This is a genomic window from Streptomyces sp. NPDC026246 (genome assembly GCF_055567995.1).
Genome location: NZ_JBVHPJ010000002.1, coordinates 695,419 through 713,832, shown reverse-complemented (window position 1 = coordinate 713,832; position 18,414 = coordinate 695,419). Strand labels below are relative to the sequence as shown.

The following is an 18,414-nucleotide window of genomic DNA, read 5'->3' as shown; positions in this document are numbered from 1 at the left end:
TTGGAGGATCGACCAGCCCTGCCGATGGCTCCCCGCCGCATCCGGGTCGCGCGCGTCGGACGGGCGCCCGCGATCGAGGGAGACTGATCATGAAGCTGCTGCGAGTCGGTACGGCCGGGGCGGAGCGGCCCGCGCTGCTCGACACCGACGGGATCCTGCGGGACCTGTCGGGTGTCGTCCCGGACGTCGACGGCGCGCTGCTCGCCGACGAGGAGGCGCTCGCCCGGGTCCGGGCGGCCGCCGACGCCGGCACGCTGCCCGCCCTGGATGCGGCCGGGCTGCGGATCGGGCCGCCGCTGGGGCGGATCGGCAAGATCGTGTGCATCGGGCTGAACTACCACGACCACGCCCGCGAGACCGGGGCCGAACCGCCCGCCGAGCCCGTCGTGTTCATGAAGGCACCGGACACGGTCATCGGCCCCGACGACACCGTGCTCGTGCCCCGGGGCTCCCGCAAGACCGACTGGGAGGTCGAACTGGCCGTCGTCATCGGGCGTACGGCCAGGTATCTGGAGTCGGCGGCGGAAGGGCTGGCGCATGTCGCCGGATACGCGGTGGCGCACGACGTGTCCGAGCGGGAGTTCCAGATCGAGCGGGGCGGCACCTGGGACAAGGGCAAGAACTGCGAGACGTTCAATCCCCTGGGGCCCTGGCTGGTGACCGCGGACGAGGTGCCCGATCCGCAGGCGCTGTCGCTGAGACTGTGGGTCAACGGGGAGCTGAAACAGGACGGGACGACCGCCGAGCAGATCTTCCCGGTCGGGGAGGTCGTGCGGTACGTCAGCCGGTTCATGACCCTCTACCCGGGAGACGTCATCAACACCGGGACCCCGGCGGGCGTGGCCATGGGGCAGCCCGAGCCGAAGCCCTACCTGCGGGCCGGGGACGTCGTGGAGCTGGAGGTCGAGGGGCTCGGACGGCAGCGGCAGGAGGTCAAGGACGCGTAGGGCTTCGCCGGGAGGAGCGGGGAACTCCGGTCCGTTTTCCGGCTGCGGGCAGTCGGTGGCTGGTCGCGCAGTTCCCCGCGCCCCTCAGGGCGCTCCGCTCACGCCAGTGTCGAAGCCAGGTGCCGCCACGCCTTCCTCGGCAGGGCGTCGCGGGGCTCGCCGGTCAGGACCTGGAGGGCCACGTGGTCCGCGCCCGCCTCGAAGAAGGCGTCGATCCTCGTGCGGATCGCCGTGGCGTCTCCCCAGGCGAACAGGGCGTCCACCAGACGGTCGCTGCCACCGTCGCGCAGGTCGTCCTCGGTGAAGCCGTGCCGCAGGAAGTTGTCGGTGTAGTTCGGCAGCGGCAGGTAGAGCTCCAGAAACGCGCGCGCCAGCGCGCGGGCGCGGTCCGGGTCCCGCTCCGGGATCACGCCCAGCTCCGGGGCGAGCAGCGGACCGTCGCCCAGGATCTCCCGGGCGTGCGCGGTGTGTTCGGGAGTGACCAGGTACGGGATCGAGCCCGCCGCCCGGTCGCGGGCCAGGCGCAGCGACCTGGGGCCGAGCGCGGCCAGGAGGCGCCGGTCCGCCGGCATCCCGGCGGCGTCCAGTGCGTCGAGGTGAGCGACCAGGGCCGTGTAGGGGCGGGCGTACTGCTCCACCCGCTGGGCGTGGCTGACGCCGAGGCCGAGCAGGAACCGGCCGGGGTGCGCGGACTCCAGGTCCGCGAAGGCCCGGGCGGCGGCGGCCGGTTCGTGCTGCCAGATGCTCTGGATGCTGGTGCCGACGACGACCCGGGAGGTCGCCTCGAGGAGCGGGGCGGCGTTGGCCGCGGAGGAGTTGCCGCCCAGCCAGAGCGCGCCGAAGCCGAGTTCCTCCAGTTCGGCGGCGGCCTCGGTGAGTTCCCCGCGCCGCTGCGGGTCCTCCGAGCGCAGGCCCACGCTCCAGACGCCGTACCGGCCGACCGCTTCCTTGACGGGCGTGCTCATCTGTCCGTTCCCTCCGGTGGGCGCCAGGTCCTGCGTACGGCAGGTGCCAACCGGAGGGAGCCGGGGTTGATTCCGCCGGACTGGGCGGACGACCCCTAGAGGTCGAGGAACCGCTCCAGCGCCTCCACCACGAGCCGGTGGTCCTCGAGCTGCGGCAGGCCGGACACCGTCACCGCCCCGATCACGCCCACGTCCTCGACGGTGATCGGGAAGGAGCCGCCGTGGGCCGCGTAGGTGTCCGGGTCGAGGCGGGAGGACTCCTCGAAGGTCGTGCCCTTGGCGCGGAAGCGGGCGCCGACCAGGTAGGAGGCGGAGCCGTACCGCTCGACCACCCGGCGCTTGCGGGCGATCCAGGCGTCGTTGTCCGGGGTCGAGCCGGGCAGCGCGGCGTGGAAGAGCTGCTGTCCGGCCCGGTGGATGTCCACGGCGACCGGGGCCTGCCGTTCCCGGGCCATCTCGACCAGCAGCGAGCCGAGCGCCCAGGCGTCGTCGTGGGTGAACCGGCGGAACACCAGGCGGCGTTCCTGCTTCTCCAGTTCCTCCAGGCTCGGGGTCAGCTCCGGGTGGAACCTCGGCCCGAGCTCCTGGCCGTGCGGGTTGTTCCTGGCGGTCACAGGGTCACCGTCACCTTCTCGCGCGCCGAACGGCGGGCGGCTTCCAGCACGTCCAGGGCGGCGGCCGCCTCGCGCGCCGTCACCGGGTTGGGGGCGCCCTCCAGCAGGGCCTTCGCCACGGCGGCGTAGTAGGCGGGGTAGTCGCCCGGGAGGGTCGGCTCGGGGCGGCCGCCGCCGGTCACCGGGGACTCGCCGGAGCCCACCCGGCCCCACAGCGACTCGGGCTCCACGCCCCAGCCGGGCCCGGGGCGCCGGCCCTCGCGCAGGGCGGCCTCCTGGGGGTCCAGGCCGTACTTGACGTACCCGGCGGTGGAGCCCAGGACGCGGAAGCGCGGGCCGAGCTGGGCGGTCGTCGCGGAGACGTACAGGTGGGAGCGGACGCCGCCGGTGTGCGTGAGGGCGATGAACGTGTCGTCGTCGGTCTCCGCGCCGGGGCGGCGGACGTCCGTCTCCGCGTACACCGAGGCCGCCGGGCCGAACAGGGCCAGGGCCTGGTCGACGACGTGGCTGCCGAGGTCGTAGAGCAGGCCGCCGATCTCCGCGGGGTCGCCGGACTCCCGCCAGCCGCCCTTGGGCTTGGGCCGCCAGCGCTCGAAGCGGGACTCGAAGCGCAGGACGTCGCCCAGCTCGCCCTCGTCCAGGAGCTTGCGCAGGGTGAGGAAGTCGTTGTCCCAACGGCGGTTCTGGAAGACCGACAGGAGCAGTCCGCGCTCCTCGGCCAGGGTGGCCAGGGCGCGTGCCTCGGCCGCGCTGCCCGCCACGGGCTTGTCGACCACGACCGGCAGACCGGCCTTCAGGGCGGTCGTCGCGAGCGGCACATGGGTCTTGTTCGGTGACGCCACCACGACCAGGTCCAGCTCGCCGGCCCGCTGGAACAGCTCGTCCGGTGAGGCGGCCAGGCGGACGTCCGGGAACTCGGCGCGGGCCTGCTGCTGCCGTTCCGGGTTCGAGGTGACGACCGTGTCGAGCACGAGGCCCTCGGTGGCGGCGATCAGCGGGGCGTGGAAGACGGAGCCGGCGAGGCCGTAGCCGACGAGGCCGACGCGGAGCGGCGAGCCGGAAGCGGTGCCGGTGGGTGTGCCAGTCATGCCGTCCACTTTCGCAACGCTGTTGCCAAAGTGCAAGCGCCAGGGACAATGGGGGCGTGAACAGGGCGGACGACAGGACGGGCGGAGCGGGCGGCATGCGGGGCACGGGCGGTGGGGTGAACCTGCCGGCCCTGCGCAGCCACAACACCGCCCTGGTCCTGGACCTGCTGCGCACCGCGGGGGAGGAGGGGATCAGCCGGCTCGAACTCGCCGAGCGGACCGGTCTCACCCCCCAGGCGGTCAGCAAGATCACGGCCCGGCTGCGGCAGGACGGGCTCGCGGCGGAGGCCGGGCGGCGCGCCTCGACGGGTGGCAAACCGCGCACGGTCCTGCGGCTGGTGCCCGAGGCCGGGCACGCGGTCGGCGTCCACCTGGACCGGGACGAGGTGCGGGCCGTGCTCGTCGACCTGCGCGGGAGCGTGGTCGCGGAGCGGCGGGCCGCGCTGGACCTGGGCGCGGGAGCAGCGTCCGTGCTGGCGGCGGTGACGGGCGCGGTGCGGGAGGCGGCGCACGGGTCCGGCGGCGCCCTGCTGGGCGCGGGCGTCGCGCTGCCGGGGCCGCTCGACCACACCCGGGGCGTGCTGCACCGGGTGACCGGGTTCCCCGAGTGGGACGGCTTCCCGCTGCGGCAGGCCCTGGCGGAACGGCTCGCGATGCCCGTGGTCGTCGACAAGGACACCAACGCGGCGGCCCTCGGCCTGGCCGCCGCGGGAGAGGCCGGCTCCTTCGCCTACCTGCACCTCGGTACGGGCCTGGGCGCCGGGCTCGTCCTCGGCGGCGCCGTGCACCGGGGCGCCCGGACCGGGGCCGGGGAGTTCGGCCACCAGGTGATCCGGCTGGACGGCCCGCCGTGCACCTGCGGCCAGCGCGGCTGCGTCGAGGCGCTGTGCCTGGCCGCGGTGGGGCGCGGCGACCCGGCGGAGGCGGCCCGGGTGCTGGGCACCGCGGCGGGCAACCTCGTGAGCCTGCTCGACATCGACGTGGTCCTGCTGGGCGGGCGCACGGTGGCGGCGGCGCCGGAGGCGTTCGTCCGCGGCGTCGGCGCGGTCCTGACGGCCCGGGCCCGGCGCACCGGCCAGGACGAGGTGCCCGTGCGGATCGCCCCGGGCGGCGACCGCGTCGTGGCGGCCGGAGCGGCCCACCTGGTGCTGGGGCCGGTGTTCGGGCGCGGGGGCGGGTGAGGGCGCCCGCGCGGGCCCGGCGGGGTCGTGCCGGGCGGGCGGGCCGAGGACGGTGTCCGCCGACCGGGCGGTTGTGCGCCGCCGTTCGGGGGGCTTCCCGGCGCGGCTGATGTACCGGAGGCCCCGCGCGGCAAGGTCACGTCATCATGCGACCCTGCACGCCCGTACACCTCTGCCTCGCGACGGCGGCGGCCGTCCTGCTCCCTGGTGCCCACCCGGCGTACGCGGACGACCCGGCGCCCGCCTGTGCCGCGCCCGACGACCACACCTTCCCGCTCACCACCCGCGTCCACGGCGGACCCGGCACGTACACGGCCGGCGGCGGGTTCGGTACCTGGTACGTCGACCTGACCAACACGACCGACCGCACGTGCGAGGACATCCACCCCGTCGTGGTGCTGGTCGACGACAAGCGCGCCCTGGAACCCTCCCAGCCGCGGCTGGAGTTCTTCGACGGCCCGCGGGCCCACCCCGTGCGGTTCGAGCAGACCGGCGAGGACGAACTCGTGGGGGCGTTCTCCGACGAGGAGGGCGGCTTCCGCGGGTTCACCGTCGGCCCCGGCGGGACCGTCACCGTGAAGGTGCGGCTCGCGCTCACCTCGGACGCCGTGCCGAACGACGTCACCGTCAACGCGGCGGTCGTCCAGCGCCACGACGACGACGGCGACTGGGTGGGGCAGTCCGGCGACTACCGCTTCCGGATCGAGGAGGGCGGCACCGACACCGACACCGACCCCGGCACCGGGAACCGGCCCGACGCCGAGCCCGAACCGAGCCCCGACTCCTCCGCCCCGCCCCGCGAGGACCGCTTCCCGTTCGCGGAGGAACTCGCCAGCACCGGGTCCGGCGTCCGGATCGCGGCCGCCGCGTCGGCCCTGCTGCTCGCCGCGGGCGGCGCCCTGCTCCTCGCACGCCGCCGCCGCTAGACCGCGTCCATGGGGCCGGGCCGTTCCCCAAGATCCCGGCACTGTTTAGGCTGGATCGCACGCTGGACCGCGTACGGCAGGAGATCCCGCACATGGCAGACCGCAAGCCCATCCAGTCGTGGCTCACCGACATGGACGGCGTCCTCATCCACGAGGGCGTACCGATCCCCGGCGCCGACGCCTTCCTGAAGAAGCTGCGGGAGTCCGGCAGGCCCTTCCTGGTCCTCACCAACAACTCCATGTACACCCCGCGCGACCTGCACGCCCGGCTGCGGCGCATGGGCCTGGAGGTGCCGGTCGAGAGCATCTGGACCTCGGCCCTGGCCACCGCGCAGTTCCTGGACGACCAGCGGCCGGGCGGCTCGGCGTACGTCATCGGCGAGGCCGGGCTGACCACCGCGCTGCACGACATCGGCTACATCCTCACCGACCACGAGCCGGACTACGTCGTCCTCGGCGAGACCCGCACCTACTCCTTCGAGTCCATGACGAAGGCGGTCCGGCTCATCAACGGCGGTGCCCGCTTCATCTGCACCAACCCCGACGAGACCGGCCCCTCCACCGAGGGCCCGCTGCCCGCGACCGGCGCGGTGGCCGCCCTGATCACCCGGGCGACCGGCAAGAAGCCGTACTTCGCGGGCAAGCCGAACCCGCTGATGATGCGGACCGGCCTGAACGCCATCGGGGCGCACTCCGAGAGCAGCGCCATGATCGGCGACCGCATGGACACCGACGTGCTGGCCGGCATGGAGGCCGGGATGCAGACGTTCCTGGTGCTCACCGGCCTGACGCGGCCCGACCAGGTCGAGGACTTCCCGTACCGGCCGTCGCAGGTCGTGGACTCCATCGCCGACCTCGTCGACCGGATCTGACCCGGGCACCGGCACCCGCGCGGGCCAAACCCGTCACCACCCGTACGGAGCAGCCGCCGCGTCCCTGCGGATGCGGCGGCCCACCGTGCGGGGGAGGCTCCAGGCGTCTGGAGGTTCACGATGGGTTCCCTGAGAGTCACTGTCTGCACCGGCGCCCTGGCCGCGGTTCTCCTCTCCCCGGCGGCGCACGCGGCGGACGGAGGGGGCGTCACGGTGGCCCCGGCGGCCCCCGCACCGGGCGGTGACGTCACGCTCCGCGTGACCGACTGCGCGCGGCGCACGGCCGTCGCCGTCTCGCGGGCGTTCGTGGCGGACGCCCGGCTCACCGTCGCCGGCGACCGCACGCTCACCGGTGAGAGCCGTGTCCGCTCCACGCTGGAGCCGGGCAGGTACCCGGTGCGGATCGCCTGCGGGGGCACGGCGCGGACCGGCGTCCTCACCGTCCGGGACGGCGACGGCCGCCCGCGGTCGTCGTCCGTGCCCGCGCCCGGAGCGGCGGGGCAGCCGCCCGTGCCCGGCAAGGGCGGGCAGCCGTCGGCTCCCGCCGAGGACGAGCGGGTGCCGAGCCCACCGGCCACACCCGTCGCGCCCGTCCGGGCCGGTGGCGGAGGAGCCGCGGGACTCGCGGCGGGCGGGGAGCGCGCGGCCGGACCCGGCACGGCCCAGGGCGTGACCGGCCTGGTCCTGGCGGGCGTCGCCGCCACGGTCGTCGTACGGGGCGGTGTCCGCAGGCGACGGGGGACGGGCTGACCATGTCCGACCAGGAACAGACGTACCGGCGCCCCTCCGGCACCGGCCGCATGCTCGCGGGCGTGGCCTGGGTGGTGCTGCTGCTGGGGCTGTGGCTCTGGGGCCGTGAGGTCACCGACGTGCGGCACGGCATCTCGGCGCCCACCACCGGTGACATGGCCGCGGCCGGACGCCCCCCGGACGTGAAGCTGCCGCCCGCGCACCGGCCGCTGGGCGACGCGGTGCCGCAGCGCGTGGACATCCCCGGGCTCGGCGTCCAGGCCCCGGTCGTGGCGCGCGGCCTCGACGCCCAAGGGGCCCTCGATCCGCCGCCGTTCGACCAGCCGGGGGTGGTCGGCTGGTACGCCGCAGGGGCGGCGCCCGGGGCCCGGGGAACCGCGCTGATGGTCGGTCACGTCGACACCGACTCCCGGCCGGCCGTCTTCTTCCGGGTCAGCGCCATGCGCCCCGGGCAGACGATCCGGGTGGTCCGGGCCGACGCCGAGGTCGCCGAGTTCACCGTGGAGTCCGTCCAGGTCCTCAGCCGCGACCACTTCGACGCCCACCAGGCCTACGGCCCCCGCGAGTCGGGCCGGGCCGAGCTGCGGCTGATCACCTGCGGCGGCAGCTTCGACCGGGCGACCCGCAGCTACACGGCGAACGTGGTGGTCTCGGCGTACCTGACCGGAACCGGCCCCTGACGGCGGCCACCGGACCCGGTCGGCGGCCCGCTCCCCCTGGAGCCGCCGACCGGGTCGGTCCTCGACCGCGCGCGCACGGGCTGCGGGAGTGACCCGGCGCACCGCGCGGGAGGCCATGGGAGCCACGGTGGGTGAACCTCTGGCCGAAGACACGGCCCCCACCGACTGTAGGGCTCGGGGGTCGTCCGGGCCTAGGGGGTGGATGACGGGAAGTCCCGATACGGTGGCGCTGCGTCACCGTGCGGGTGGACTTCGAACCGCCTGGGCGCCACGGGACGTATGTCAGGATTGAGGCTTGTACGGGTGTACCCGAGGGGGAATGGGATGTACGGCAGCAGGGGGGTCGGGGCGCTCGCGGGGAGGCGGGCGTCCGCGGTGGTGCTGGGGGCGGCGCTGCTGGTCACGGGATGTTCCCCGGGCGACGGAGGAAACGGCGGGGACGGCCGGGACGGCAAGGACGACGCCGGGACCGCGGGTGCGGGGGACACGCGGCAGCCCCGGGGCAGCGCCCCGTTCTGGGTCAACCCGGACGGGACGGCGGCGCGGCAGGTGGCCGCCCTGGAGAAGGCCGGCAAGAAGCGGGAAGCCGGGCAGATCCGCCGCATCGCCGAACAGCCGGTCGCCGAGTGGATCGGACCGGACGACCCGGAGGGGCAGACGCGGGGCCTGACCGAAGCCGCCGACGAGGCGGGCCGCACCGCGCTGCTCGTCCTCTACAACATCCCGCACCGTGACTGCGGCCAGTACTCCCAAGGCGGCGCCGCCGACGGCGACGCCTACCGCGCCTGGGTCGACGGCGTGGCCGCGGGCATCGGCGACCGGTCCGCCACCGTCGTCCTCGAACCGGACGCGCTGCTCCACCTCGTGGACGGCTGCACCCCGCAGAAGTACCACGAGGAGCGCTACGACCTCCTCGAAGGCGCGGTCACGGCGCTGAAGGCGCTGAAGAACACGAAGGTCTACCTCGACGCGGGCAACGCCGGCTGGCAGGACCCCGACCGGATCTTCGAGCCCCTGGAGCGGGCGGGCATCGCCCGCGCCGACGGCTTCTCGGTGAACGTCTCCAACTTCTACTCCACCGAGGACTCCCTCGCCTACGGCAGGCAGCTGTCCGCCAGGGTCGGGGGCAAGCACTTCGTCATCGACACCAGCCGCAACGGCAACGGCCCCTACACCGGCGGCGATCCGGACGAACGCTGGTGCAACCCGCCCGGCCGCGCCCTCGGTGAGACCCCGACGACCCGGACTGCCGACCCGCTGGTCGACGCCTATCTGTGGGTCAAGCGGCCGGGCGAGTCCGACGGCGAGTGCAAGGGCGGCCCCAAGGCCGGCCAGTGGTGGCAGGACTACGCCCTGGACCTGGCGAAGGCCACCGGCTGACGTGACGACCGGGCCGCGGGCCCACCGACCGCGTGCAAGGGGCGCCCCCGAGCGGGGGGCGCCCCTTGCACGCGGGAGGCCGGGACGGTCCTACGGCACCTTCACCCACCGGGCCTTGCTCGGTGTGCCGTCGGCGTTCGTCACGAACAGCATGTACCAGCCGGACTGGACCAGGTTGCGGTTCTCCGGCACGGTCACCTTCACCTTGTCGCCGTCGGCCGTGAAGTCCAGCGCGATCGACCGCTGGTCGACGTCCGTGACGTGCGTGGCCGCACTCGGCCGGATCAGCCGGACCTTCTCGACCTTCGCCGCGTCCCGCGAGGTGAACGTCCCCGTCCCGCCCCGCTCGACGGTCCGCGGACCGCCCGACAGCTCGGGTCGCTCCGCACCGCCGTACAGGTACGGCGGTGTGTAGATCTCGATGCGCTGCTCGAACTCGCCGGGCTTGGTGTTGGCCTTGTCGCCGTAGAGCGAGTCGGAGCCGAAGAACATCACGCGGCCGTCGGGCAGCAGGATCGACCCGGAGTGGTAGTTGCGGCCCACCAGCGGGTCGGCGACCCGCCGCAGTGCGTTCTTCTCCGCGTCGTACAGCCGTGCCTCGAGGATGTCGGAGTCGCCACGGCCCCGATAGTCCTCCGAGCCGCCCGAGATCAGCACGCTGTCGTCGGGCAGGATCGAGGCGTTCGGGTAGCGCGTGCCCTTGTCCAGGGCCGGGCCGTCCACGAACCTCGGGTCCGGGGCCCTGAGATCGACGATCCGGGTCTTCTCGCTGGACCGCTGGGACTCGCCGACACCGCCGCCGCCGATCACCATGTACTTCTCGTCCTGCGCCGGCGGCAGCAGCACCGTGCCCGACGTCTCCATCAGCTCGGGGTCGCTCAGCCCGGGGATCTCGGTGAACTTGTTGGTGTCCACGTCCCACACACCCGGCTCACGGCCCACGTCGTCCGGCCCGTAGCCCGCGTTGGACCCTGAGTAGAAGACCTTGCCGTTCTGCATGAGGAACAGCGCCGGGTAGGTCGGGAACTGCCGGACCTTGCCGGTGTACGCCCACTTCCCGGTCTTCGGGTCGAACACCTCGTTCTTGCCGGGGACGAGCTGGCCGATGTCGTCGAGGCCGGAGACGCTGAGGACCCTCCCGTCGCTCAGGGTGGTGAGCGTCGGGTACCAGCGAGCCTCCTTCATCGGGTCGACCCTGATGTACTTCTCGGCCACCGGGTCGAACTCGAAGGCGTCCCGGATGCCCTGGAAGTCCTTCTTGTCGAGGGCGAGTTTCTGCGCGATGCCGTAGGTGTTCCGGGCGTCGGCGCCCTGCAGGCCGTGCACCCGGTAGTTGTCCTGCGTGCCCGTCTCGTACTTCCTGCCGCGCTTCTGCGCCTCGACGTAGATCCGGCCCAGCCCCGGGTCGTTGCGCAGGAACCTCCCCGTCGCCTTGTCGAAGACCTTCTTCGCGCGCGGGACGAGCACCGGGTCCTTGGAGACGAACGTCCGGTGGTTGTCCTTGCCGGTGAACGCCGTGCCGGCGGGCAGTGTGATCGGCTTGTCCGGGTTCTCGTTGTGGACGATCATCAGGCCGCCGGCCTTGGTGACGTCGCCCTTGAGCTTCTCGTAGCGCTTGGTGCCGCCCGCGATCAGCAGGTTGCCGTCGGCGAGCTGCGTGTGGCCGGTGCAGAACAGGTCGGCGGGCGTCGGGACCTTCTTGACGGTGCCCCTGACCGGGTCCCAGATCCGGGTGTCGAACCTCTTCGCGTCGAAGTTGTCCTGGTTGTTGCCGGACCCCGCGACCAGCAGCACCTTGCCGGTGCGCAGCAGCGCCGCGTGGATGGTGTTCTGCCGGTACTCCTCGGGGAAGTCGACGATCTCCCACTTGCCGTTGGCGGCTTTGTACTCCGGCTTGTTGATCGTGTACTGGTGGTATTTCGCGGTGCCGAAGCGGTAGAGCCACGGTCCGTTCATCCCGGCCAGCGCGAGTACCACCGCCGTGCCGATCGCGAGTCGACGGGCCCGGCGGCGGCCTGCACGGTCCTTCATTTCTTACGTCCCCCAAGTCCACCAAGGGCGATCTGCATGGTCTGGCCGGCTCCCTGGGCCTCCCCCTCCGGGTCGGGGGCGGCGGCCCAGCCGGGCGTGTGCCGCGGGGTGTGCGGCGTCTGCGCGCGCGGAGCGTCCGGCGGCCGCGTGCGGTGCGGCGCCTCGGGTCCCTGCTCCGGGCCCCCGGCGTCACCGCCGGGCCTCCTGGCGTCCTGCCGCAGCTGCCAGCGCCAGGCGAACACCGGTGAGGCCGTGATCAGCAGCGCGAAGGTCGCCCAGATGATCATGGCCGGGTGGGCGTGGCCCAGGGTGAGGCCGGCCGCGATCGAGCCACCGAAGATCAGGACGAAGTACCAGTGGTAGCGGAACGTGCCGAACCAGCGATCCGGGCTCGCCGAGTCGCCCTTGGGCGTGACCACGAACTTGCTCTTGCGCCGCAGCATCGAGTCGATGAGCGCCTTGGCGTACAGCGGCGCCGACAGCGCGGACATCACCATGCCGGCCACCCCGCCGGAGCCCTCGGGCTCGTGCGGTGAGACGTTGTGCCGGCGGTTCCAGACGTACAGGCCGATCTGCAGGGCGGAGGCGTTGCCGTAGAGCATCAGCCACACGGCCGGGTCGATGTTCACACCCGAGGCGCCCAGCCCCAGGAACAGGCAGCAACTCAGCGCCGCCAGGATCCAGTTCAGGGCCGACATCGGGTAGAAGACGATCATCATGGTGTAGTTGAAGAGCTTGCCCGGCGGCAGTGAGTACCAGCCCTTCCAGTACTGCTTGAGGATCGTCTCGTACGTCCCCCGCGACCAGCGCATCTGCTGGGTGAAGAAGTCCGTCCAGGCGCTCGGGCCCTCACCGACGGCGAGCACGTCCGGGGTGTACACCGAGCGCCACTTGCGGCCCGTGGCCGGGTTCTTGTGACGGTGCATCTCGAAGCCGGTGGCCATGTCCTCGGTGATCGAGTCGTACAGACCGCCGATCTGCTTGAGCGCCTTGATGCGCACGGCGTTGGAGGTGCCGACGAACATCGGGGAGCCGTAGCGGTTGCCCGCGCGCTGGATCAGCGCGTGGAAGAGGAACTGCTGCGACTCGGCGGCCTTGGTGATGGGGTTGTCGTAGTTGCCGTAGACCTGCGGGCCGATGACGAAGCCGACGTCCGGGTCACGGAAGAAGCCGAGCATCCGCTCCAGGTAGTTGGGCAGCGGCACGTGGTCGGTGTCGACCGAGGCGAAGAAGTCGTAGTCGTCGCCGTGCGCCTCCAGCCAGGCGTTGTAGTTGCCGTGCTTGGTCCTGGCGCGGTGCGGACCCGTGGCCTGGTTCCACTTCGCGACGCCCTTGCGGGAGAAGTGGTGCACGCCCAGGCGCTCGCAGACCGCCTTCACCTCGGGGTCGTCGCCCTCGTCGAGCAGCCACACGTGCATCAGACCGCGGTGGCGGATCCTGACGGCCGCCTCCAGGGTCTTCGTCACCATCTCCAGCGGCTCCTTGCCGGGCACGAAGGAGGTGAGGAAGGCGACTCTGGTGCCGGTCTCGGGCACCACCGGGACCGGGTCGCGGGCGACCAGCGTGGCGTGCGCGTTGGACAGCACGTTCATGCAGCGGAAGAACTCGATCAGGCCGATCGAGACGAGCATGACCAGGTCCAGCGCGGGCAGCCAGTCGAAGGCCGGGTGGTCGCGCTCGGTCCAGTGCTCGGGCTGGAGCAGCCAGAACAGCAGCACCAGGGAGAGCACGGGCGCCGCGGCCAGCATCAGGGCGACCCGGATGCGGTGCGGTTCCCGGGAGATGAGCGAGCGGTACTGCACCCGGTACGGCTTGTGCGGATCGGGCTGGGTGAGGGGACCTGCGAGCCGGCTGTAGTGCTCGTAGTCGTAGCGCGGCAGTGTCTTCCTGATCCGCCGGAACGTGCCCGTGGTACTCATCCGGTGAGCCGGCACCCTCAGCTGGGTGGTCCGGGACGGGTCGTGGTCCTGCCGGGCACCCGTGGGCCTCGACGTCATGTGTCTTCCCCCCACACGCGGACAGCCGCGTGTCGCGTAGCTTTCGTGCCGCCTGCGGGTCCCCCTAGACCGGCACAGGCGTCTTTCGGTGATATGTCGCGATCACCACGTCATACACGCCCATAGACATGGAAATGCGACCTTCCGGTTGCAGATGCGCCCCACGGCATCGCTTCACGGTCCGGGAGCCCCTACTCCCGCCGCTCCGCACAACCGGTACGGATCCCCCCAACTGCCACGAAGCCGCAGCTTTCTGATGAACTGGGGCTCAGCGTTCTACGGCGTCCCTCATGATCGCAAGATGCGCAACACGGTGTTCACCGGTCATCCGCGCTCATTATGGTGCGCACAGGAGCTTTGTGGGGCGGGTGTGGACAAAAAGGCGCGGATGCCGTAGGCGTGCTCCTCCCGCCCCTCCCGCTCGCGCCGCGCCCGTGCACGCACTCGGCAGCAGGTGCGGACGAGGGGTGCGCCCTGTTCACGGCGAGAGGGTATCCGGCCCCGCGGGCGCAGGGTGGGCGTTCTCCGCAGAGAAAGGTTTCAGCCAAGGAAGCCGACAGTGCGGAGCACCTCCGGGAACGCGAAAGGCCCCCCGCTTCCGCGAGGGGCCTTTCACCGTCTGTGCGCCGCCAGGGACTCGAACCCCGGACCCGCTGATTAAGAGTCAGCTGCTCTAACCAACTGAGCTAGCGGCGCCTGCTGACACGGAAACTCTACAGGACGCCCGGGGGTGCTCCGGACCATCCCCGGCCGGCCCGGGCCGCCCCCCGGCGGGTCCCGCGTACATCATTCGGACCGTCAGCATGCGCGTCGGGAAGACAGTTGCGAAACTGACGACGCGCTCCCGCACGTGCACGGGTGCCGTACATTCCGCCGGAAGTGTGAGGGGAATCGCATGGAGTCTCCGGTATTCGAGGAATTCGACCCCGCGAGCGACTGCGACTGTCCCGGATGCCTGTACTGGCGGCGGGTCCTGCCGCATTCCCGGGCCGGCCGCGGCACCGCCCACCCGGCCGCCCACCGGGCGCTCGCCCTGGCCGCCGTGGCCTCCGCCGCCCTCGGCGCGGGGCATGCCGTACCGGCCGCCGCCGCCCCGCACGCATCGCACCGCCCGGGTGGCCTTCCCGCAGGTGACGAGCCCGACACGCCGCAGGGCGAGAGGGCACCGCTGCACGGTCCGGGCGGGCACGCGGCGCCGCAGTCCATCGCGCCGAAGCCCACCGCCATCACCCGCACGGAGATCATCGACCGGGCCAAGATCTGGGTCGCGGCGAAAGTGCCGTACAGCATGAGCGCGTACTGGTCCGACGGTTACCGGCAGGACTGCTCCGGCTATGTCTCGATGGCCTGGAAACTGCCGGGGAACGAATGGACCGGAAGTCTCGCCCAGTACGGGGAACGCATCACGAAAGAAGAACTCCAGCCGGGCGACATTCTGCTGTTCCACAATGCGGCCTCCCCGACCAGCGGCTCGCACGTCACCATCTTCGGCGGCTGGACGGACGCGGCGCACACCACCTACACCGCCTACGAGCAGACCCGCCCGCACACCCGCCGGCAGTCCACCCCGTACGCCTACTGGAGCGACTCCGACCGGTACGTCCCCTATCGCTACAAGGGCGTCACCGCCGAGGAGCCGGCTCCCGGACCGGGCGGCGGGAACCCGGGCTCCCCGGCCGTGACGCCGTACCCCGGGGCGGTGTATTTCGGCCCCGGCGCGAACAACAAGTACGTCACCCAGCTCGGCCGCCTGCTCGTCGCCCGGGGTGCCGGGGGTGCCTACGCCGCCGGCCCCGGACCCCGGTGGACCGACGCCGACCGGCGGGCGACCCGCGCGTTCCAGCAGGCGCAGGGCTGGACGGGCGCGGACGCCGACGGACTGCCCGGCCCGCTCACCTGGGAGCTGCTGGTCACGGGCAAGGGCAAGGACGTCACGGGCGGGGTGGAGGGGCCGCCGCCCGCCTCCCACGGAGTGCCCGGCTACCCGGGGCGGGCGATGTTCCGGCCCGGAGCCGACAACGCCTACGTCACCCGGCTCGGGCAGCAGCTCGTGCGCAAGGGGTACGGCAGGTTCTACAAGATCGGACCGGGCCCCCACTGGACCGAGGCCGACCGGCGGGCCGTCGAGGCGTTCCAGCGCGCCCAGGGCTGGCGGGGTGGAGCGGCGGACGGCTACCCGGGCCCGGAGACCTGGCGGCGGCTCTTCCTGTGACGCCGCCGGCCGGCGGTGCCCGGCCCCCGGGCCGTGCCCCCGGCCGGCCGGCCCAGACACCCGGGCCGGGCCCGTCGAACGGGTCCGGCGGCGGGACCACCGTTGTGACGCATCTGGCGCGGAGGCTGGAGGCACGCATGAGTACGACCACTTCCCACACGTCCGAGCCCGACCGACCGGCCGAGGGGCCGGTCCGGCCCGCCCGGCTCATCCAGAACGAGTCCACCACCGAGATCCCCGTCCACCTGCTGTTCCGCGACGACCCCGACCCGGCGGCGGTGGCGCTGAAGCCGGCGGTCGTGAGCCGCAGGCACGGCACGGGGGAGCAGCCGCGCCTGCGCCGGCCGGGGGCCGCTCCGGCACACGCGGTGCCGCGGGCCGACCCGGGCCTCGCGGAGCGGCCCGCGCGGGTGCTGCCGGGCGCGGCCGGCGTGCTCGCGGGGCTGTGCGGGGCGGCGGGGTGCGCGGCCACCTCCTGGTGGGCGGGGGTGCTGCCGCCCCTGGCGGTCCAGGCGCTGGGGCTGCCGGCCGTCTCCGGGGCCGGGCTCGGCCCCGCGCAGTGGGCGGCGTACGCGGGAGCCGGTGCGCTCGGCCTGTTCGGGTTCGGCGGACTGGCCCGGGGGCGTACCGGCCGGGCCTGGGTGCTGGATCTGTTCGGCCGCTACCGGGGGACCGTGCGCCGCTCCGGCCTGCTGTGGGTCAATCCGCTGCTGCTGCGCCGCCGGGTGGACGTGCGGCTGCGGCACTGGCGCAGCGAGCCGGTCCCGGCGGCCGACGCGAGCGGGGTCGCCCTGCGCGTGGTGGTCCTGGTGGTCTGGCGGGTGCGGGACACCGCACGGGCGACGCTGGGCGTCGAGGACCACGAGACGTACCTGCGCGAGTGCGTCGAGGCGGCGCTGGCCCGGGTGCCCGTGGAGATGCCGGGCGGGGCCCGGGGGCCGGGGGCAGCGGCGGGGGAGGCGCTGACGCGGCTGGTGGCGGCGGACGCGGCACCGGTCGGCCTGGAGGTGTACGCGGTGCAGCCGCTGCGGGTGGAGTACGCCCCGGAGGTCGCCGCCGCGATGCACCGCCGCCGGATCGCGGCACTGGACGCCCAGCACCGGGCGAGCGTGCTCACCTCGGTCGTGGACTCCGTCGAGGACACGGTGACCCGGCTGACCATGCGGGGACTGGTCGAACTGGACGACTACGAGCGCAAGGTGCTGGTGAAGGACCTGACGGTGGCGTTCTGCTCGGGCCGCGGCGAAACAGCTCCGTGATTGGTATGGACATGTTCAACTAACGGTCATACGCTCCCCTTGGTCTAGACCTACATGCACGGCTCACTGAACCCTCCCCCACGTTTCCCAGGAGCGGCAGCATGCGCACAAGGACCAAGGCGTCCGCACTCGCGGTGGGACTGGCCACGACCGGAGCTCTCGTACTCTCCTCCGGCGGGGCCAGCGGCCACGGCTACACCGACCTCCCCATCAGCAGGCAGAAGCTCTGCCAGAACGGCACCGTGACCAACTGCGGTTCCATCCAGTGGGAACCGCAGAGCGTCGAGGGGCCGAAGGGCTTCCCGGCCTCCGGGCCGGCCGACGGGCAGATCTGCAACGGTGGCGTCGGCCACTTCAGCCAGCTCAGCGCGCCCCGGACGCCGTCCGGTGCGGCCTGGCCGGCCACCAAGGTGACGGGTGGTCAGAACTACACGTTCCGTTGGCAGTTCACCGCCATGCACGCCACGAGCGACTTCAAGTACTACATCACCAAGCCGGGCTGGAACCAGAACCACAACCTGTCCCGGTCCGACCTCAACCTCACGCCGTTCTTCACGGTGCCGTACAACGGCCAGCGGCCGCCGTCCACGCTCTCGCACAGCGGCCGGCTGCCGTCGGGGCTGAGCGGCCGTCATGTGATCGTCGCGGTGTGGACGATCGCCGACACGGCCAACGCGTTCTACGCCTGCTCGGACGTCACCTTCTGACGCGTACCGCGCACCTCTGAGGTTCCCTTGAGTCACCGGCGCGGCCGGCGTGGGTAGGTTGCTGCCACGCCGGCCGCTCGGGACGGCGCACGGACCTCGGGGGTGCGCAATGGACGTGGTCTTCTACGTCGTGCCCGGCTCGATCATGGCCCTGGCACTCTTCATGGCCTACCGCGTCGTACGGCGCTGGCTGCAGATCCGGGGCGCCTGGAACAGCGGGCTGACGGCCGACGGGCGCTGCGTGCGGGCGTACACCACGGTGGGCGGCGGGCGCGGGGACACGTCCGTGCGGACCACGCTCCACCACGTCTACGAGTTCATCGCCCATGACGGCCGGGTCGTCCGCTTCGAGGAGGACGGCGGTCCCGGCACGACCATCGAGGGCGACTACGTCACCGTGTACTACAGCGGCGGCCCCCGGGTGGTGGCCACGGCCCAGCCGCCGAGCCGGGTGCGGCAGACCGTGAGCGCCGTCGGCGTCCTGGCCTTCCTGGGCGTGGTCGTCGTCTTCTGCGCCGGTTTCATGACCGCCTACAGCCAGACCTTCGGCACCTACGGCGACAGCGTCGTCGGGGTGGTCGACAACGGGACGTCCATGCTGCCCTGAACACGTCGAAGGGCCCCTCGCTCCCACGAGGGGCCCTTCGACGTATGGTGCGCCGCCAGGGACTCGAACCCCGGACCCGCTGATTAAGAGTCAGCTGCTCTAACCAACTGAGCTAGCGGCGCATGACCCACGCCGGCCGCCGGAACGTGTTCCGCGGCTGGCGACGAGAAAATATTACCCGGTCCGAAGGGGTGCTCC

Annotated in this window: 16 protein-coding genes and 2 tRNA genes; 11 read left to right on the top strand and 7 right to left on the bottom strand. The window is 72.8% G+C overall.

Features of this window, described 5'->3' with window-relative positions; genetic code table 11:
- Window positions 1-89: 89 nt before the first annotated feature.
- A complete protein-coding gene (locus tag ACZ4M5_RS07320) occupies window positions 90-947 on the top strand; it encodes a fumarylacetoacetate hydrolase family protein (RefSeq protein WP_467733968.1) in 858 nt (285 codons plus the stop codon).
- Window positions 948-1,045: 98 nt separating this feature from the next.
- Here ACZ4M5_RS07320 and ACZ4M5_RS07315 read toward each other — a convergent pair whose 3' ends face one another.
- From ACZ4M5_RS07315 to ACZ4M5_RS07305, 3 genes are all read right to left on the bottom strand, one after another.
- Window positions 1,046-1,912, bottom strand: coding sequence for an LLM class F420-dependent oxidoreductase (locus ACZ4M5_RS07315; protein ID WP_467733966.1), 867 nt, complete (start codon window positions 1,910-1,912; stop codon window positions 1,046-1,048).
- Between the two features lie 95 nt (window positions 1,913-2,007).
- The gene (locus ACZ4M5_RS07310; protein ID WP_467733964.1) at window positions 2,008-2,526 is read right to left on the bottom strand and encodes a heme-degrading domain-containing protein; all 519 of its coding nucleotides are present in this window, start codon (window positions 2,524-2,526) and stop codon (window positions 2,008-2,010) included.
- Window positions 2,523-3,614, bottom strand: coding sequence for a Gfo/Idh/MocA family oxidoreductase (locus tag ACZ4M5_RS07305; RefSeq protein WP_467733962.1), 1,092 nt, complete (start codon window positions 3,612-3,614; stop codon window positions 2,523-2,525). Before ACZ4M5_RS07305 ends, ACZ4M5_RS07310 begins: the two co-directional genes overlap by 4 nt.
- 95 nt (window positions 3,615-3,709) lie before the next feature.
- Between ACZ4M5_RS07305 and ACZ4M5_RS07300 the strand changes: the two genes are divergently transcribed.
- From ACZ4M5_RS07300 to ACZ4M5_RS07275, 6 genes are all read left to right on the top strand, one after another.
- A complete protein-coding gene (locus ACZ4M5_RS07300; RefSeq protein WP_467734276.1) occupies window positions 3,710-4,795 on the top strand; it encodes an ROK family transcriptional regulator in 1,086 nt (361 codons plus the stop codon).
- Between the two features lie 146 nt (window positions 4,796-4,941).
- The gene (locus ACZ4M5_RS07295; protein WP_467733960.1) at window positions 4,942-5,721 is read left to right on the top strand and encodes an LPXTG cell wall anchor domain-containing protein; all 780 of its coding nucleotides are present in this window, start codon (window positions 4,942-4,944) and stop codon (window positions 5,719-5,721) included.
- Window positions 5,722-5,813: 92 nt separating this feature from the next.
- Window positions 5,814-6,593: an HAD-IIA family hydrolase gene (locus tag ACZ4M5_RS07290; protein ID WP_398110075.1), complete on the top strand. Its 780-nt coding sequence runs from the start codon at window positions 5,814-5,816 to the stop codon at window positions 6,591-6,593.
- 120 nt (window positions 6,594-6,713) lie between these two features.
- On the top strand, window positions 6,714-7,343 hold the full coding sequence (locus ACZ4M5_RS07285; RefSeq protein WP_467733957.1) for a hypothetical protein: 630 nt from the start codon (window positions 6,714-6,716) through the stop codon (window positions 7,341-7,343).
- Between the two features lie 2 nt (window positions 7,344-7,345).
- Window positions 7,346-8,023 carry a class F sortase gene (locus ACZ4M5_RS07280; protein WP_467733955.1) on the top strand — a complete coding sequence of 226 codons (678 nt, stop codon included), beginning with the start codon at window positions 7,346-7,348 and terminating at the stop codon, window positions 8,021-8,023.
- A gap of 324 nt (window positions 8,024-8,347) precedes the next feature.
- Window positions 8,348-9,403: a glycoside hydrolase family 6 protein gene (locus ACZ4M5_RS07275; protein WP_467733953.1), complete on the top strand. Its 1,056-nt coding sequence runs from the start codon at window positions 8,348-8,350 to the stop codon at window positions 9,401-9,403.
- 90 nt (window positions 9,404-9,493) lie between these two features.
- On the opposite strand, the gene glxA is transcribed toward ACZ4M5_RS07275, so the two are convergent.
- The 3 genes from glxA to ACZ4M5_RS07260 form a co-directional block, all read right to left on the bottom strand.
- Window positions 9,494-11,434, bottom strand: coding sequence for a radical copper oxidase GlxA (gene glxA / locus ACZ4M5_RS07270; protein ID WP_467733951.1), 1,941 nt, complete (start codon window positions 11,432-11,434; stop codon window positions 9,494-9,496).
- On the bottom strand, window positions 11,431-13,431 hold the full coding sequence (locus ACZ4M5_RS07265) for a glycosyltransferase family 2 protein (RefSeq protein ID WP_467733949.1): 2,001 nt from the start codon (window positions 13,429-13,431) through the stop codon (window positions 11,431-11,433). The genes glxA and ACZ4M5_RS07265 overlap by 4 nt, the downstream gene beginning before the upstream one ends.
- Window positions 13,432-14,053: 622 nt before the next feature.
- Window positions 14,054-14,127: transfer RNA gene (locus ACZ4M5_RS07260), tRNA-Lys, on the bottom strand.
- A gap of 199 nt (window positions 14,128-14,326) precedes the next feature.
- Here ACZ4M5_RS07260 and ACZ4M5_RS07255 point away from each other — a divergent pair.
- From ACZ4M5_RS07255 to ACZ4M5_RS07240, 4 genes are all read left to right on the top strand, one after another.
- Window positions 14,327-15,643 (top strand): peptidoglycan-binding protein, encoded by a 1,317-nt coding sequence (locus ACZ4M5_RS07255; protein WP_467733947.1) that lies wholly within the window; start codon window positions 14,327-14,329, stop codon window positions 15,641-15,643.
- Between the two features lie 137 nt (window positions 15,644-15,780).
- Window positions 15,781-16,902, top strand: coding sequence for an SPFH domain-containing protein (locus ACZ4M5_RS07250; RefSeq protein WP_467733945.1), 1,122 nt, complete (start codon window positions 15,781-15,783; stop codon window positions 16,900-16,902).
- 101 nt (window positions 16,903-17,003) lie between these two features.
- Window positions 17,004-17,609 (top strand): lytic polysaccharide monooxygenase auxiliary activity family 9 protein, encoded by a 606-nt coding sequence (locus ACZ4M5_RS07245; RefSeq protein ID WP_467733943.1) that lies wholly within the window; start codon window positions 17,004-17,006, stop codon window positions 17,607-17,609.
- A gap of 109 nt (window positions 17,610-17,718) precedes the next feature.
- Complete coding sequence (locus tag ACZ4M5_RS07240) at window positions 17,719-18,216, top strand: hypothetical protein (RefSeq protein ID WP_467733941.1); 498 nt, start codon at window positions 17,719-17,721, stop codon at window positions 18,214-18,216.
- Between the two features lie 45 nt (window positions 18,217-18,261).
- Here ACZ4M5_RS07240 and ACZ4M5_RS07235 read toward each other — a convergent pair.
- Window positions 18,262-18,338 (bottom strand) — tRNA-Lys (locus ACZ4M5_RS07235).
- Window positions 18,339-18,414: the final 76 nt, after the last annotated feature.